14 protein-coding genes and 1 pseudogene are annotated in these 15520 nt (G+C 56.8%); 7 read left to right on the forward strand and 8 right to left on the reverse strand.

The genetic code is table 11. The annotated features are described in order from the left end of the window. The first annotated feature begins 42 nt into the window (after positions 1-42). Positions 43-663, forward strand: coding sequence for an NADPH-dependent F420 reductase (locus AC1Z24_RS19670; protein WP_483742296.1), 621 nt, complete (start codon positions 43-45; stop codon positions 661-663). Positions 664-817: 154 nt separating this feature from the next. On the opposite strand, the gene AC1Z24_RS19675 is transcribed toward AC1Z24_RS19670, so the two are convergent. After that, a complete protein-coding gene (locus AC1Z24_RS19675) occupies positions 818-1117 on the reverse strand; it encodes a hypothetical protein (protein WP_483742297.1) in 300 nt (99 codons plus the stop codon). 400 nt (positions 1118-1517) lie between these two features. Beyond that, on the reverse strand, positions 1518-2330 hold the full coding sequence (locus tag AC1Z24_RS19680; protein ID WP_483742298.1) for a DUF1206 domain-containing protein: 813 nt from the start codon (positions 2328-2330) through the stop codon (positions 1518-1520). Between the two features lie 663 nt (positions 2331-2993). Here AC1Z24_RS19680 and AC1Z24_RS19685 point away from each other — a divergent pair. Further along, on the forward strand, positions 2994-4229 hold the full coding sequence (locus tag AC1Z24_RS19685) for an MFS transporter (protein ID WP_483742299.1): 1236 nt from the start codon (positions 2994-2996) through the stop codon (positions 4227-4229). Here the strand turns inward: AC1Z24_RS19685 and AC1Z24_RS19690 are convergent. Then, positions 4167-5081, reverse strand: a complete 915-nt coding sequence (locus tag AC1Z24_RS19690) for a LysR family transcriptional regulator (RefSeq protein WP_483742300.1) — start codon at positions 5079-5081, stop codon at positions 4167-4169. The genes AC1Z24_RS19685 and AC1Z24_RS19690 overlap by 63 nt on opposite strands. Positions 5082-5196: 115 nt before the next feature. Between AC1Z24_RS19690 and AC1Z24_RS19695 the strand changes: the two genes are divergently transcribed. The 4 genes from AC1Z24_RS19695 to AC1Z24_RS19710 all read left to right on the forward strand — a co-directional run bounded on the left by AC1Z24_RS19695 (position 5197) and on the right by AC1Z24_RS19710 (position 9615). After that, positions 5197-6078 (forward strand): HalD/BesD family halogenase, encoded by an 882-nt coding sequence (locus tag AC1Z24_RS19695; protein ID WP_483742301.1) that lies wholly within the window; start codon positions 5197-5199, stop codon positions 6076-6078. 55 nt (positions 6079-6133) lie between these two features. Then, on the forward strand, positions 6134-7363 hold the full coding sequence (locus AC1Z24_RS19700; RefSeq protein WP_483742302.1) for a M24 family metallopeptidase: 1230 nt from the start codon (positions 6134-6136) through the stop codon (positions 7361-7363). Between the two features lie 272 nt (positions 7364-7635). Continuing rightward, positions 7636-8493 carry a glycine betaine ABC transporter substrate-binding protein gene (locus AC1Z24_RS19705; protein ID WP_483742303.1) on the forward strand — a complete coding sequence of 286 codons (858 nt, stop codon included), beginning with the start codon at positions 7636-7638 and terminating at the stop codon, positions 8491-8493. A gap of 246 nt (positions 8494-8739) precedes the next feature. After that, complete coding sequence (locus AC1Z24_RS19710; protein ID WP_483742304.1) at positions 8740-9615, forward strand: LysR substrate-binding domain-containing protein; 876 nt, start codon at positions 8740-8742, stop codon at positions 9613-9615. Between the two features lie 85 nt (positions 9616-9700). On the opposite strand, the gene AC1Z24_RS19715 is transcribed toward AC1Z24_RS19710, so the two are convergent. The 4 genes from AC1Z24_RS19715 to fae all read right to left on the reverse strand — a co-directional run bounded on the left by AC1Z24_RS19715 (position 9701) and on the right by fae (position 14153). After that, positions 9701-11065: an MFS transporter gene (locus AC1Z24_RS19715; RefSeq protein WP_483742305.1), complete on the reverse strand. Its 1365-nt coding sequence runs from the start codon at positions 11063-11065 to the stop codon at positions 9701-9703. Positions 11066-11165: 100 nt separating this feature from the next. Then, on the reverse strand, positions 11166-12599 hold the full coding sequence (locus AC1Z24_RS19720) for an NAD-dependent succinate-semialdehyde dehydrogenase (RefSeq protein ID WP_483742306.1): 1434 nt from the start codon (positions 12597-12599) through the stop codon (positions 11166-11168). Further along, positions 12596-13630, reverse strand: a complete 1035-nt coding sequence (locus tag AC1Z24_RS19725) for an aldo/keto reductase (protein ID WP_483742307.1) — start codon at positions 13628-13630, stop codon at positions 12596-12598. Before AC1Z24_RS19725 ends, AC1Z24_RS19720 begins: the two co-directional genes overlap by 4 nt. Before the next feature lie 10 nt (positions 13631-13640). Then, on the reverse strand, positions 13641-14153 hold the full coding sequence (fae, locus tag AC1Z24_RS19730; protein WP_483742308.1) for a formaldehyde-activating enzyme: 513 nt from the start codon (positions 14151-14153) through the stop codon (positions 13641-13643). Between the two features lie 408 nt (positions 14154-14561). On the opposite strand from fae, the pseudogene AC1Z24_RS19735 reads away from it, so the two are divergent. Further along, a pseudogene (locus AC1Z24_RS19735) lies at positions 14562-14798 on the forward strand (N-acetyltransferase family protein); the annotation flags it as partial. An 80-nt stretch (positions 14799-14878) separates the two neighbouring features. Here AC1Z24_RS19735 and AC1Z24_RS19740 read toward each other — a convergent pair. Beyond that, positions 14879-15448 (reverse strand): tyrosine-type recombinase/integrase, encoded by a 570-nt coding sequence (locus AC1Z24_RS19740; RefSeq protein WP_483742309.1) that lies wholly within the window; start codon positions 15446-15448, stop codon positions 14879-14881. Positions 15449-15520 lie beyond the last annotated feature (72 nt).

Here is a 15520-nt window from a genome sequence, read left to right on the forward strand (position 1 = left end):
CCGAGGGAGGTGGGCAATAACCCACTCAGGAGAACAGTGCAGATGAGCACGATCAGTATCATAGGTTCAGGCACCATGGCCGCAGCCATAGGCGGTCGTACCGCCAACGCGGGATATATCGTCGAGGTGATCAGCCGCGATCCTGCCAAGGCCAGGGCACTGGCGACACAACTTGCAGGCGCCGCCACCACCGGGACCTACGGCGCGGTACCAACAGGTGACATCGTTATCCTCGCCGTGCCGTACAGCAGCGCGTCGGCGGTAGTGGCTGAATACGCCGACGCGCTCGACGGCAAAGTGATCATTGACATCACCAACCCGTTTACGCCCGACGCTGAAAGTCTGTTAACTCCGCAGGGCAGCTCTGCTGCTCAGGAAATCGCCAAGGCGGCGCACGCGCACGCGCACGTGGTGAAGGCATTCAACAGCATCTTTGGCCACGTACTGGCGCGGGGTGGACGCCTCGATGGGTTTTTCGCCGCCGATGATCCTCAGGTCAAGGAACGCGTCGCCACCTACATCACGAGCCTTGGAATGCGCCCACTCGACGTCGGTGGTCTGCACATGGCGCAAACCCTTGAGGCGCTCGGTCTGCTGCTGATGGGCGTAGCGCGAAACGGCGCTGGCAGCTTCAATATCGCCCTGAACGTCGATATCGGCTGAATTATCGCCCCTATCCACCGCAACGGAGCAAAGGCACGGCGGCCATCCGACTTCAGGATGGCCGCCGTGCCTTTGTTCTTGTATCGGGGCGATCAGGCTTGAGGACACTCATGACTGGGCGATACTCTTTTCTTTCATCAGAGTTTCAGCGCGGCTATTGATGAGTATCCGCCTCCTCAGCCGGATAAAACTCACCCTCCTTCCCCATCTCTTGCAGCCGTTCGCGCGCGATCCGCTCAACGCTGGCCACTGCGGCCTGATCATCAGGGTTGACCAACTGCAAGCACAGGCGTTGGACATTCTGATCGTGGGTGCCCTCGCTGAGCATTTCGTGGGTGAAGATCTGTTCGCCACGCCATAGGCATAGCTGGGTATGAGTGCCACCGAGCCATATCTCGTTGATGGGTCCAAGGTCAACGGTAGCCAACTGATCCACGGTGATTGTCTTATCCATTGCGCTGTACCTTACCAATGAGTAGATACCGGTAGAGTTACAGGCACAGCGGGTCGTTCCCGGAATCGGCAGCTCAACCGCGCCGATGGTCACGCTGTAATTGAAATTTTTCTCTGATCATCTCTCACTGGATTGCTCACAGTCTTCAGTGATGAGTAGGCCTACCGCGCAGATGTTCAATTAACTGGACGAACCCATCAACTACCTGGCGTGGGCGTACCTGCCAAAGGGCCGAGCCAACCAGACTTAGGGCACTCAGCAGCAACACCGAAGAGCAGTAATACCAATAGTGATGAAGTGTCAGCCTCGAGTCGCTAGCCACCAGTAGCCTTCGATGCCCTCAAACAAGGGGCTGAAATTGCACGCTGAGGCTGCGAGTGACCTGTCACTCCTGTTTACACTACGCGTTCGACAATCCGGGTATTTCCATATTTATCTTCCGCCAGAAGGCTTCAGAAAAGCTGTAAACCGAGAACGCAATCAACCCGAAGGCCATCACGATCAAAACCAACCATCCAGCGGGTAAATTCTGGAGCGCGCCAAGGGCTTCCTTCATACCGGGCGGATCAATGGCGTTATAGGCAGAGCCGCTAACAGCCAGCAGCACTGCAATCTCTAAAAAGACGACACCGCGGGCAATCAGGCCAAACCGGGACACCGGGCAGACGTAGCGCATGACGTCTTCGTCGGCCTCGAAATATTTCTCAAACGACGCCTTCAATCCCTTGATAATGTGAGCCACTCCAACACCAAGCGGAATCAGCGCAATCAGGTACACCAATAAGTTGGAATGTTCCCAAGACAACAGATGCGCCAGCCAATCTTTTGTTTGCCCTCCCGAGTCGCCCGAGCTACTAATGCCGCTTATAAGCAGGCCTGACGCAAAAAATGCCAGAGCACCATTGACCAAACCTCCCGCCAACAGACCGGTGCGAATTATCAGACCCTTGAGATTTTTGCCATGATGGTCGACATCGCGTGTGGCTTGCAGGACACGCCAAGCCGCAAATGCGAGCAGACCCGCCACCACGAGACCCACTAAAAAATAGCCAAACGGTTGGCCTAATAATGCTTCGAGGCTTTTATGGCTGTCTTTTGGTTGTGTCGAATCTTGTGCCGCAAGCAATGCGAAGATTCCGATAATCAGGTAAATCACTCCTCGAGCGGCGTACCCTCCGCGCGCAAGGACAATAAGGCTGTGGTGCGCTGACATTGGCTGCTTTCCCGAAAGTAGTACAGGAACAGACTCGTCTGGCTGGAAGGGGTTCTATCGTTAAATTCAAGATTGCACGGGTATCTGAAGCGCCTGAGGAGTCGCTTGGCCGAGAGATGAATTGACTGCGCGACCGCATGACCGGTGACCATAGGCTACCAACAGGCAGCTCTCGGCCAAGAGCAGCCATTAGGGTTTACGATAGGGCACCTGCCACAATAATGCGTCGGGCGCGTGCTGACTCAAAACATTCGATGATGACGCTCTATCGATCACCAATTTCTCCGCTGCCTCCATCGCTTCGACCAATTGCGTTGATGCGCGATAAAGAGGTACATAGCCCCGGAGCAGAATTTGGGCATGACATCGGTAAGCGGCGGCGTGAAAGTCAATGGTGTCGGTGTGCCCCTTAACACACACCTTGTCGTCACAGCTAACCCTCAATTTTCATACTATGTCGGTTTCAGCCGTGCCACTGTCGTGGACGTATAAATAGAATGAGTATTTCGCAGCACACTAATGACAATCAAACACTGCCTATTTGTTACATAAGCGCGAGTCTTATTTTAATCAAATACTTAATCGAGCAGACGCACCCACATAGGGCGGCTTCTGAAATTTCGACCCAATATGTTGCATATTAAATTGCACCGAGCCCAACTCATGCAAACCAAAAAGAAACCACGCACAAGAAGTATTATCTTATTGGCGCTTATCTTTACGGCGTGTAACGCCACCACCCACGGCTTCAGTATTTTCCTGTACTCGGCCTTATTGCCCCAGATCCGCCAAGTGTTCGAGCTCAGCTACAGCCAAGCGGCGTTCATCGCGGCGATGTTGCAGCTTTTCTACATGGGGGCGTCGATTATCAGCGGCATCGCAGCGGCTTGGATCAGCCCGCGCAATATGGTGCGGATGACGATGGTCTTGAGCCCGGCGCTCTTGGCCCTGGCAGTCGCCACTCCGTGGGTGCTGCCGTTTGCGTTGTGCCTGGCGCTGGTATCGGCCTGCGCTGTGTCGAACTGGAACGCCATTGCTGCATTGGCCAGCGAAGTGATCCCCACCTCCCACCGTAGCCGTGTGCTGGGGCTGGCGTCATCAGGGGCGGCTTTTGCGATCTGCCTTAACGGTGTGCTGATTGCCTTGTTGCATGGCATCTCGTTGAGGTATTTCTGGCTGATTTGCGCCGGACTGACGTTGATTGTCACGCTGCTGACCTTTTGGGCATTGGCACCTCTCGCTAAAGAACACCGCCTCAAACCCGGCAGCGCGCCTTCGTTGCGCCGTGTGTTTAGGCAATGGCTGCACCTGTGCCTTGAGCATCCGGTCGCGTTGCATATACTGCTGCTCAGCGCCTTTATAGGGGGGATCAGCGGTCCTTTCTTGAATTTCCTCTCGGCGTTTGCCAGCGAACGGCTGGGCGCCAGCGCGCAAATCACCGGCTCACTGTGGACTCTGATCGGAATTGGCGGGGTTGTTGGCGGTTTGTTGCTGGGTTCGCTGGCGGATCGCTGGGGTGCATTGAGGGTAATGGCGTTGAGCATCAGCGCCTTCGGCCTGGCCATGCTCGCCCTACTCTGGCAACCGGGCCTGAACATGACTTGGTTGGCCGCCGGGCTGTTCGCGCTGTTCTACTTCCCGGTATGGGGCTTGATGGCCGCTTACCTCAGCTCGCGATTGAGCCCGGTGCAAAGCCTGCAAGTCGTGAGCCTGAGCATGGTCGGCTATGGCTTGGGCAGCGCCATCGCGAATTGGCTGTGTGGCTGGCTGCTGCAAGCCACCGGGAACTTTGCGCTGGTACACGGCTGGATCGCCTGCTGGGCGACCGCCAGCCTGTTATTGTTGAGGCTGATGGCCCGGCGTCAAAATCGTGAGCCCGCGCTCAGCCAACCACTCTGAACGACCCAACCGGCTCGAAAGAATGTCCACCAGAGCCTCCACCGCCCGCGTCTCACACTGAGTCGAACGCCAGAACATCAACCGCGCCGACTCGATCGGCGGAAAGCCCTGAGTCTCGTCCAGAACCTGCCAACCCGCCGGCACCAGACGCCGCGCCGTGACACCGACCGATTGGCCCTGCTCAATGGCAATCGCGATACCACGCGGGCTCTGGCTGGTATAAACCACATGCCACGCCCGTCCCGCCTCGGCCAGCGCCCGCACGGCGTTGGCTCGAAACGCGCAGCCCTCGGCATAAACGGACAAAGGAACTGATGTATCCGGACCTGCACGCCACCCCTCAGCTGCCACCCACACCAGGGGCTCATCGCACAGGTACTCGCCAGGTTGGAGATTGGCGTGCTGCACACCGAGCACAAGATCCAGTTCACCACGTTGCAGACGACTGACTAGCGCCGTCGACATCTCGCAACAAATATCCGGTCGCACCTGTGGGAACTGCGCCTGAAAGTCGCGCAACACCCCAGCCAGGCAAAACTGTGCGTAGTCATCTGGCATGCCGACGTGAATACACACCTGCTCGCTAGGCAAATGCACGGCGTTGATGGCATCTGCGTGCAGCTTGAGAATCTGCCGCGCGTAGATCAGAAATGTCTCGCCACCGGGTGTCAGGCTCACCGAGCGACTGGTGCGCTGGACCAACGGCGTGCCAACGATCTCTTCCAGGCGCTGCAAACTCTGGCTAATGGTCGATTGGGTTTTGTGCAGACGATCGGCCGCCGCAGAAAATCCGTGGCACTCGATAATCGCGACAAACACTTTGAGTAACGTCCCATCCAGTTCGCCTGACATAACTATCGCCCCTGCCGATGGATTCGATCACAACTTGTAATTTCCACTTCGTACCTCTTTAAGCAACTATCGACTCAACGCCAAATACTTTAATGGATAGTTTCAGGAGACTTGCATGCGCCTTCAACTTGCCGACGCCGAAGTGGGCGATATCAGCGACATTATTAATACCGAGTTGTACCCCATACATGATTCGGGCCATGTCCGGTTGCAGGCGCTGATCGAACACGCCCGTGCTGAGCTCGCCGAGGACGGTTGCTGCCTGCTGAGGAATTTCTTGCGGCCCGAGGCGTTGGAACAGGCCCGCACAGAAGGTCAGGCACTGTCGGGCAAGACTTTTTATTCGGTGCGCAAGGTCAACGCCTACTTCACTGAAGACGACCCTACTCTGCCCCAGGATGACCCGCGCCGCACATTCATGGAGCGCACCAGTGGTTTTGTGACCCGGGACATGATTGCCCCGGACGCGATCATTCATCGCCTGTACGTCTCGCCGATGATGAAGCGATTTATCGGTGCCTGCCTCAACGAGCCAGAGATTTTCGAATACGCCGACCCGTTCGCCGGGCTGGTGATCAACGTGATGCCCGAAGGCACCGAGCAGCCCTGGCACTTCGACACCAACGAATTCATCGTCAGCATGATGACCCAGAAGCCTGAGGCCGGTGGCCTGTTCGAATACGCGCCGATGATCCGCACGCGCACCCAGGAAAACCTTGGCGCCGTCGGCAACGTTGTGCGCGGTGACGACCGCAGCCGGGTCCAGGAATTGGAGCTCAATCCCGGCGACTTGCAGATCTTCAAGGGTCGCTTTTCGGTGCACCGGGTAACGCGGGTCGAGGGCGCCACCGAGCGCAACACTGCGATCTTCGCCTACTCCGAAAAACCCGGAATCATCGGCCGGGCCCAGCGCACCAAACAGCTATACGGACGGCTGTCCGAAGCCCACTTGCAAGCTGAACGCAACCTGGTACGCAGCGACCAGTTGCTCGACTGACCCACCCAAAAATATCTAGAAAAAACCAACCGTATTTGCCCTGCGAGGAACACCCATGAGTCTGTCCGGCCCTAACCGCAACCCCGCCGACTGCGAACCAACGTACGACGAGATCCAGCAAATCCAGCTCGACCGCTTGCAGCGGGTGCGCAACGAACTGAAAAAACGCGACTACGCCGCGTGCGTGTTATTCGACCCGACGCATATGCGCTACGCCACCGGTTCGCGCAATATGCAAGTGTACTCGGCGCGCAACCCGGCGCGTTACGCTTTCATCCCGGCAGAAGGTCCGGTGGTGATCTTCGAATTCGGCGGCTGCCTGCACTTGGCGGAACAGCTCAACACCGTCGATGAAGTGCGCCCGGCCAAAGCCATCTCCTATTACTTCTGCGACAGCTTTCTCAATAACGTCACCGCCGAATGGGCTGCTGAAATCGGTGAACTGGTACGCAAGCACGGTGGCGGCAACAAACGCATCGCCATCGAAAGCGCGACCTCGGCCGCTGCGTTTGAACTGCAAAAACTCGGCTACCAGATTTTCGACGCCCAGGAACCATTGGAGCGCGCACGCTGCATCAAGGTGCCAAACGAGCTGAAGATGATCCGTGCCAGCCTGCGTGCCACCGAGGACGGCGTGCGCTTGATGGAAAGCAAGCTGGTGCCGGGCATCAGCGAAAACGAACTGTGGTCACACCTGCACCAGCACGTAATCGCCACCGACGGCGACTATGTCGAAACTCGCCTGCTTTCCTCCGGACCGCGCACAAACCCATGGTTCCAGGAATGCAGCACCCGGCCCATAGAGTCCGGTGACTTAGTAGCACTGGATACCGATGTAGTCGGGCGTTTCGGCTACTACGCCGACTTCTCGCGAACGTTCCTCTGTGGCGAACAAGCCGCCACCGCCAAGCAACAGGAGCTGTACAAACTGGCCTACGAGCAAGTGCAGACCAACATGGAAATGCTCAAGGCCGGCCGAAGCTTCAAAGAATACGCCGAGCTGGCCTGGCGCATCCCGGACAACTACAAGGCCAACCGCTATTTCGCCTTGGCCCATGGCGTTGGCATGACAGGTGAATACCCGTACGTAGTGCACCGCGAAGACATCGATGCGCTGGGCTACGACGGTGTGTTCGAAGCCGGCATGACCATCTGCGTGGAAAGCTACATCGGCCACGATGAGGGCGGCGAAGGGGTCAAGCTTGAAGAGCAGATTTACATCCACGAACACGGCATCGAATTGCTATCTGACTACCCATTCGACCCGAGATTGCTGCCACGTTGAGCACCACGGCCGTGGAATGATTCAATCGACGCCCGCTTATTAACCCTGCTACAGCCATGTACAAGGCTGTAGCAGCCTCTGCGGCCGCGAACAAAAGCGCTCCAGGCGCTTACCCAAGGTTCCGATGGATGCAAACGCTAACTATCCGCATCGAAAAACGAGATGAACCGACGTCGCGGCAATTTGCTAACTCTATGGTCTCTCACAGAAAGCTTACCCCTATCGCTTGAAAAATAACTTGTTGCTTCATTATTCGAAAAGGCGCAATCCAAATGAAAAAAATACTAACAGGAATATTAATTGGGCTTTGCATATGCTTTCATCCCGCATCATACGCAGCTGACTCCAAAACAATCAGTATAGGCGTTAACAGCTGGGCGGAAAACATCGCTGTGGCCAATATGTGGAAAATTCTTATGGCCGAGAAAGGGTACAACGTAAAACTTGAAAACGCCTCCAAGATAATTCTCTACAACTCTGTGGCCCTCGGGAAAATTGACTTAACTTTTGAGGTATGGCTCCCATCAGCCGACAGCGCTCCTTATCAGAGCATCAAAGACAAAGTCCAACTGATCGGCCCCTGGCTAAGTGAAGCAAATCTTGGATTGGCAGTCCCTGATTATGTTGACATTAAAAGCATCGACGAATTGAATGCTCGCAAAGATGAGTTTGTATGGCGCGGCAAGGCCTCTATTTTTGGCATTGATGCAGGCTCCGGGATTATGGGCCTGACAGATAAAGCCATTAATGATTACACGTTAGACTATACCCTCATCCAATCATCTGAAGCGGCGATGCTTCAATCATTGGATCGTGCCATGAAGCGCAAAGAACCCATTGTGGTCACGTTGTGGAAACCACACTGGGTCTGGGCGAAAAAGAATCTTCGCTATCTTGACGACCCCAAGAAAACCTATGGCACCACTGACGCTATCCATGGCATAGCCGCTCTGTCATTCAAAGATGACCATCCTGAAGCTGAGCGCTGGTTGCAGAAGTGGAAAATGGATGAGAAATCTCTCGGCGAGCTGATGGCGACAATTAATGAGAACGGCAGCAGCACACCTGAAAAAGGCGCACAGGTCTGGATTGATGCTAATAGAGCTTTAGTGAATAGCTGGATGAATTAGGATCAGCGCCACCGATTAACCCGTCGTCGCTGATCTTGTATGACCGGCTAAAGCGGAGCGTCGTACGGCCGGTCCTGCGGGAAAGCGTAATCTCTGCAAGAGACTTGCCCGCGAGAATTTTAGTTCAATCACCCCTTGCATCAGCCCCTCAGACAGGAGTCAGATACACCCTGCACAACACCCATCAAAAATAATAAACCTGCCCGCGCACTATTGCGTTGAAGGCAGGTATGGAGTCACCCTTTCATGCGTCAACTGCCCTCGCTCAACATGCTGCGCGTCTTTGAAGAAGTCGCGCGGCATCGTAGTTTCAGCCAGGCGGCTTTGGGGTTGAACGTTACCCAAGGCGCGGTCAGCCGTCAGATCAAGCAACTCGAAGATTATCTCGGCGTGACGCTGTTTATCCGCACGCCCCAGGGCCTGTCGCTGACCGAAACCGGCCTCGCCCTTTCCCCCCAATTGAGCGACGCCTTCGACCACGTCGAACGCGCCCTGCTAGCAGTGCGCGTACCGAACCTGCGCCAACGTCTGCGCATCGTCGCGCCCCCCACGTGGGCGACGCGCTGGTTGTCGGCGCGTTTGCGCGCGTTCTGCCAACGCTACCCGGACATAAGCCTCAGCGTGACCCACCAAAACAGCAACGAAAGCCTTGCGGAAATCGACTGCCACATCCGCTTCGGTCTCAAGGCGGGCAACCATTGCAGCAGTCAGTTGCTGGTGATGGAGCGGCACATGGCGGTGGCCAGCCCGGAGTTGTTCATCCATGATCAGCCGCCGGATTTGCGACAGATTCCGCTGCTGCACATCCTGCATGAGGGCAAACGCCTGAAGGTGTGGGAGAACTGGTTGGCGGCGATGGGACGCGAAGATATCGATGCCGCGCAAGGACTCGAATTCAGCACGCTGGACCAAGTGATTCATACGGCGCTGGCTGGTGGTGGGCTGGCGGTGATTGATCGGCAGATGATCGAAAAGGAATTAGCCAATGGCAGCCTGGTGCCGATCACTCCGGTCGAAGTGATCGGGCCTTATGGCTATTGGCTGGATGTGGCAAACGACAAGCTGGGATTGTCGAAGGTGCGGTTGTTTACTGACTGGTTGGGGTTGGTGAGTAATCCCTGAAACGGAGTCAGCAGCTGTGTACGGGCCTGCTCGCCAACGCTGTGTATTTGATCGTTCCCACGCGATGCGTGGGAACGATCCTGCTTCAGGTTGGGGCTACGACCTTTGCAGTGACCGGTACACCGCCCTCCACCGGACTCTGTGCCTTGCACGCCTGGCTCAGCGTCAGGGATTTGGTCTCCGGTGCCCAGGCCCAGGAAATGATCGCGCCCAGTGCAAGAATCGACGCCAGGATGCCCATGGTCGGACTCAAGCCGATACCGGCAACGCTCACCGGCAACAGGAACGTGCTGACTGCCGAGCCCAAGCGACTCACAGCTGTAGCAAGGCCAATCCCGCTGGCCCGCACTTCTGTCGGAAAGCTCTCGGCCGGGAACACGCCCACTAGATTGCTCACCGCCGACAACACCAGCGTGAACACGCCGAACACCAGCACCATCAAGAAAGCCGCACTGCCCGGTAATGCCGCCAGCAGGAACAACGCCACTGCGAGGATGATGAACGAATTGATCAGGAAGCCTCGCCGCGAGAACTTCACCGTGCACCAGATGCCGATCAATGCGCCGAGGATCAGCAGCATGTTGAGCATCAATTCAGTGCCAAAGCCCTCCGCAAGGCCCATCTTCTGCAGGATCGACGGCAGGAAGGTGTAGATCGCAAAGTACGGCATGACGATGCAGACAAAGAACAGGCAGTTGAATGCGGTGCGCTTGCGGTATTCGCGGCTGAACAGCACCGCGTAGCCGGAACGGGTTTCGGTGGAGCGGGTTTCATCGAGTTCGACGTTATCGCCCAGGTGTTTTTTGACAATCGCCCGTGCTTCGGCGATCCGTCCCTGATTGACCAGCCAGCGCGGTGACTCGGGCGTACCGATCCGCGCGATCAGGATCAACACTGCCGGGATGGCTGAAGAAGCCAGCATCCAGCGCCAGGCATCATCCCCCAGACTGAGCATCGCGGTACCGACGAAGGTCGCGGCGACATAGCCGAAAGTCCAGATGACGCTAAACGAACCGAGCAGCACACCGCGATGTTTTTTCGGCGAGAACTCGGCGAGCATCGCGTGGCCGACGCTGAAGTCGCCGCCAAGCCCGATGCCGATTATCACCCTGCAGAGGAATAACTGCATCGCAGTTTCGGCGTAGAACTGCATGACAGAAGCAATGGTAATCAGGACAAAACTGACCAGGAAGATTTTCTGCCGACCGACCTTGTCGGAGATCCAGCCGAAGAACAGGCTGCCAAGAAACAGGCCAATCAGTGCCGAAGCGCCGATCAGGCCTTGCCAGAAGGCATCGAGGTGCATCTGCGGGCTGAGTAACGTGAAAGCAATACCGATCAGGCCGAGGATGTAGCCGTCGGTGAAGTGCGCGCCGAACGTGAGGCCTGCGATTTTTAGGTGGAAGCGCCCGATGGGCAGGTCATCGATCTTTATAGGTTGAGCGGACATGTTCGTCTCCAATTGTTGTTATTGACGGAGAAATGAAATCGACAGCGCTTGAACCCGTGGGAGTGCGTTCGCTCGCTCCCACGGGGATTACGGTTGGGGGTCAGAGGCCGCCCATCAGCAGGTATTTGATTTCCAGGTAGTCTTCCAGACCGTACCTGGAGCCTTCTCGACCCAGTCCCGATTCCTTGATGCCGCCAAACGGCGCGACTTCCGTGGAAATGATTCCTTCGTTGATTCCGACCATGCCGGCCTCCAGGCCTTCGGCCATGCGCCAGACACGGCCGATGTCGCGGCTGTAGAAGTACGCCGACAATCCGTAGGGTGTGTCATTCGCCCGTTGCAATACTTCGGCTTCGTCCTTGAAGCGGAAGCACGCGGCTACCGGGCCGAAGGTTTCATCCTGAGCGATCAGCATGTCGCTGTTGGCGTCGCAGAGGATGGTCGGTTCGTAGAAGGTGCCGCCCAGTGCATGACGGCGACCGCCGCACAGCAACGTGGCGCCCTTCTCCAAGGCGTCACTCACGTGCAACTCAACCTTGGCCAACGCCGCCGCGTTGATCAGTGGACCTTGCTCGGTTTCACCGTCCAGCGCACTGCCGACGCGCATCGCGGCGACCGCTTCGGCGAGTTTGCCGGTGAAAGCTTCGTAGACGCCGTCCTGGATAAAGAACCGGTTTACGCAGACACAGGTTTGCCCGGTGTTGCGGAATTTCGAGGCCATCGCGCCTTTGACGGCGGCGTCCAGATCAGCATCGTCAAACACAATGAATGGCGCGTTGCCGCCCAGCTCCAGCGAGACTTTTTTCAGCGTATCCGCTGCTTGGCGCATCAGCAGTTTGCCGGTGCGGGTAGAGCCGGTGAACGAGAGTTTGCGCACGATGCCACTAGCTTGCAGCGCCCCGCCAATCGCTACGGCGTCACCTGAGATGACGTTGAACACGCCCGCCGGAATGCCCGCCTGCTCGGCCAGCACCGCCAAGGCGAAGGCTGACAACGGCGTCTCCTCAGACGGCTTGAGAATCATTGTGCAACCCGCCGCCAGCGCTGGACCGACTTTGCGCGTGACCATCGCCAGCGGGAAGTTCCAAGGGGTGATCGCCGCCACTACGCCGATAGCTTCCTTGACCACGATGATCCGCGCGTCTGCCTTATGGCTCGGGATCACGTCGCCGTAAGCGCGCTTGGCTTCTTCAGCGAACCACTCCAGAAAGCTTGCGGCGTAGACCACTTCGCCCATGGCTTCGGCAAGCGGTTTGCCCTGCTCGCGACTGAGCAAAGTGGCCAGATCTTTCTGATTACTCAGCATCAGTTCGCTCCAACGCTTGAGGCGCTGACTGCGTTCTTTGGCGGTCAATTTTCGCCAGGTCGGCAAGGCACGGTTGGCGGCGGCAATGGCAAGATTGGTTTCCTCAGCGCCGGCCTTTTGCACGTCGGCGATCACTTCGCCATTGGCCGGGTTCAACACCGGATAGGTCGCACCGCCGCTCGACCATTGGCCGTCGATGAAATTGCCGTTACGAATCAGCGAGCTCATGCCACAGCCTCAGTCAGAGTAAAGCGTTCCAGCCCCGGACGAGCCGAGCGCAGGATGCGTTTGCCGGCGGTGTAATCGTTGATCACGTCACACGGGGTGTAGTTGCGTTCCAGTTCCTGCAGCTCTTCAGCATCAAGTCTGGTCTCCAGCGCCGCCAAGGCACTGTCGAACTGCGCAGTGGTGTCGGCGCCGACCAGCATGCAATCGACGCCCGGATGATTGGCAACCCAGGCTTGAGCGATCTGCGCGTTCGACACACCACGGGCACGGGCCACCCGCTGTACCGAATGAGCGATCTCGAACGAGGCTTCGTCGCTGTACATCTGCTGAGTGAAGAAGTCAGTCTGGTTGCGGGTCGACTGCACGTCGCCGGTCAGCAAACCGCGAGCCAATGGGCTGAACACCGAGACGCCAAGGCCCTGATCGCGGCAGAACGGGATCGTCTCGCGTTCCTCTTCACGGTAGGCGCAGTTCAATTGCAGCTGCATATTGATCGGTTTGACCCAGCCATTGCGCTCGCAGGCCATGAGGATCTTCGCCAGTTGTCCGGTGAGCATGGTCGAGACACCGATATAGCGGGCTTTGCCGGAGCGCACGATGTCGTTCATCGCACTCATGGTTTCTTCGACCGGGGTATTCACGTCGAAGTAATGCAGCATGAACACATCGACGTAATCCATGTTCAGACGTTTCAGCGAGGCGTCGATGCTGTCCATGATGTGTTTGCGAGAATGACCACTGACATTGATGCCGTTGCGGGTGCCGTATCCAACCTTGGTGGTGATCACCAGGTCTTCGCGGCGAGCCAGACGCTTGACGATGCGCCCGACCACTTCTTCACCGACACCGGCGGAATAGAAGTCTGCCAGGTCAATGAAATTCACCCCTTTATCGAGCGCATGGGCGACGATGGGCTCACTTTGCTTTTCATCGAAAATCCACGGTTTCCAGTCCGGGGTGCCCATGTTCATGGTGCCCAGGCAGAGGCGGGAGACTTGCAGGCCGGAGTTACCCAAACGAATGTATTGCATGGCGCAAACCTCAGGCTTTTGGGGTATAGAAAGGGTTGCTGATGTGAGCGACCACATCCGCCAGTTGCGCGGTTTCCGGCTTGCCGGTCAGGGCGGCGCGGATTGCGGTGCGGCAGGCGTTGTAGTTGTTCAGGTAAACCACATCGAGATCATCGCAAGCCGGGTTGACCCAGTTGGCGGTGACAATGGCCCACTCGTCTTCTGCTTCCGGCGGCAAAGTGCCGTCCAGCAAAGCCTCCAACACAGCCTTGGCAATCCCGGCCTGGGACGCGCCCCAGGTGGCGTTACCATGTAAGTCACTGTTGATCGCAGCTTTGTTGACATAAAGGGTCATCGGCTTTACCGGGATGTTCGGTTGGGCGATCACCATGAACGGGCAATGCCCCTGGCTCGGCGACGCCAGGCTATTGGCAAACGCCTGCCCCGCCGGACCGTTACGCGGGCCGATCAGAATATTGATGTGCGCGGCGTTCACGCCTGGTCCTTCAAAACCTTCACCGATGTACAGGTCGAGTTTTTTCATGAGTCGTTACTCTTTTTGGATTTATTTTGGGTGATCAGGAGCGGACGCGAATCTTGAAGATCGCGCGGTAAACATCGGGGTATGAAGAGCGCAACACGAGGCTGGCGAGGACGCGGCAGTGGCGCTTGGTCATGACTGCAAACGCTCTTATTTGTTGTTGATGAGCTGTGTTTGCGATGTTTTAACATCGGACCGTGGAGCGGCTGTAACCATTAAAAGTCATGGAGATATGAGTTCTCCTCATACCCAAAAAATCCCGCGCGGTAAGGGTACAGAGATGGCCAATACCAGTTTTGGTATCAGTCACAGGATCCTCGAAGAAGAATGCCAGGCAGAGCTGAGCCTTAAGCGGGGGGCTGTCGGCGACAACGTAAATGTGTTTCGAAACAGGCCAGGGCTGTGCTTTGTAAGCTAATCGGCTATGCATACGCCGGTCAGCATCGTGCTCGTGAAACCTACCGCCGGTCGGTCGACGTCACCGTATATATATCGCCAGAAGCGCACCGGAGTGGCGTGGGACGCTTACTGTATGACGTGTTGCTGCCTACGCTGGAGAGGCAAGGTTTGCACGCCGCCTATGCCTGTGTCGCCCTGCCCAGTGGTGGCAGCGTAGGGCTGCACGAGACACTTGGCTTCGCACACATTTGAATCGCTCCTGGTTTCGTAGACAACTCGGACGGCTGCAATGGGTCGGATAGCGACGGTTTACTACCGCCGCCAAATCCTCAAACTTCAGTCTGCTCCGAAATCTCCAAAGCATCGTCTACCTCAATACCCAGGTAGCGTACTGTGCTTTCCAACTTGGTATGTCCGAGGAGCAGCTGCACAGCCCTCAGATTCTCGGTTCTTCTGTAGATCAACGTCGCTTTGGTTCGGCGCAGCGTATGAGTACCGTACAAAACGGGATCGAGACCGATCGAAGCAACCCATGCCTTTATGATACGTGCGTATTGCCGCGTAGAAAGGTGTTCGGAATCTCGAATACGACTGGGAAACAAGAAGTCTTCGCCTTGCAGATGCGCGATCCGTATCCAGGATTCTAGTGCCTTCCGAGTCTGCTCCATTATTTCGAACTGCACCGGCCGTTTAGTCTTTTGCTGCATCACCATAACCCGAGGCGCGACGCGTTGGCCGTGTGAGATGTCGCTAACCCGCAGCTTGGTGAGATCGCACGCACGTAATTTGCTGTCGATGGCCAGATCGAAGAGCGCCTCATCTCGGGTGTTCCCTGTTAGCTGGAGCCTGACTCGAATTTCCCAAATGTCTCTGAGACGGAGCGGAGCTTTCTGCCCCATCAGTTTTCCCTAGCTCCAGCTTTTTTTCGATTGGAATGCGGTGATAGGCATGACGTGTCCTCCATATGTGTT

The sequence above is a fragment of the Pseudomonas sp. JL23 genome (assembly GCF_056933585.1).

What these genes read in the sequence shown, in the direction of transcription:
- AC1Z24_RS19740 (WP_483742309.1), bottom strand. Translation starts at nt 15,448, where the DNA reads ATGGGGCAGAAAGCTCCGCTCCGTCTCAGAGACATTTGGGAAATTCGA.
- AC1Z24_RS19675 (WP_483742297.1), bottom strand. Translation starts at nt 1,117, where the DNA reads ATGGATAAGACAATCACCGTGGATCAGTTGGCTACCGTTGACCTTGGA.
- AC1Z24_RS19670 (WP_483742296.1), top strand. Translation starts at nt 43, where the DNA reads ATGAGCACGATCAGTATCATAGGTTCAGGCACCATGGCCGCAGCCATA.
- fae (WP_483742308.1), bottom strand. Translation starts at nt 14,153, where the DNA reads ATGAAAAAACTCGACCTGTACATCGGTGAAGGTTTTGAAGGACCAGGC.
- AC1Z24_RS19725 (WP_483742307.1), bottom strand. Translation starts at nt 13,630, where the DNA reads ATGCAATACATTCGTTTGGGTAACTCCGGCCTGCAAGTCTCCCGCCTC.
- AC1Z24_RS19700 (WP_483742302.1), top strand. Translation starts at nt 6,134, where the DNA reads ATGAGTCTGTCCGGCCCTAACCGCAACCCCGCCGACTGCGAACCAACG.
- AC1Z24_RS19685 (WP_483742299.1), top strand. Translation starts at nt 2,994, where the DNA reads ATGCAAACCAAAAAGAAACCACGCACAAGAAGTATTATCTTATTGGCG.
- AC1Z24_RS19715 (WP_483742305.1), bottom strand. Translation starts at nt 11,065, where the DNA reads ATGTCCGCTCAACCTATAAAGATCGATGACCTGCCCATCGGGCGCTTC.
- AC1Z24_RS19690 (WP_483742300.1), bottom strand. Translation starts at nt 5,081, where the DNA reads ATGTCAGGCGAACTGGATGGGACGTTACTCAAAGTGTTTGTCGCGATT.
- AC1Z24_RS19680 (WP_483742298.1), bottom strand. Translation starts at nt 2,330, where the DNA reads ATGTCAGCGCACCACAGCCTTATTGTCCTTGCGCGCGGAGGGTACGCC.
- AC1Z24_RS19695 (WP_483742301.1), top strand. Translation starts at nt 5,197, where the DNA reads ATGCGCCTTCAACTTGCCGACGCCGAAGTGGGCGATATCAGCGACATT.
- AC1Z24_RS19710 (WP_483742304.1), top strand. Translation starts at nt 8,740, where the DNA reads ATGCGTCAACTGCCCTCGCTCAACATGCTGCGCGTCTTTGAAGAAGTC.
- AC1Z24_RS19720 (WP_483742306.1), bottom strand. Translation starts at nt 12,599, where the DNA reads ATGAGCTCGCTGATTCGTAACGGCAATTTCATCGACGGCCAATGGTCG.
- AC1Z24_RS19705 (WP_483742303.1), top strand. Translation starts at nt 7,636, where the DNA reads ATGAAAAAAATACTAACAGGAATATTAATTGGGCTTTGCATATGCTTT.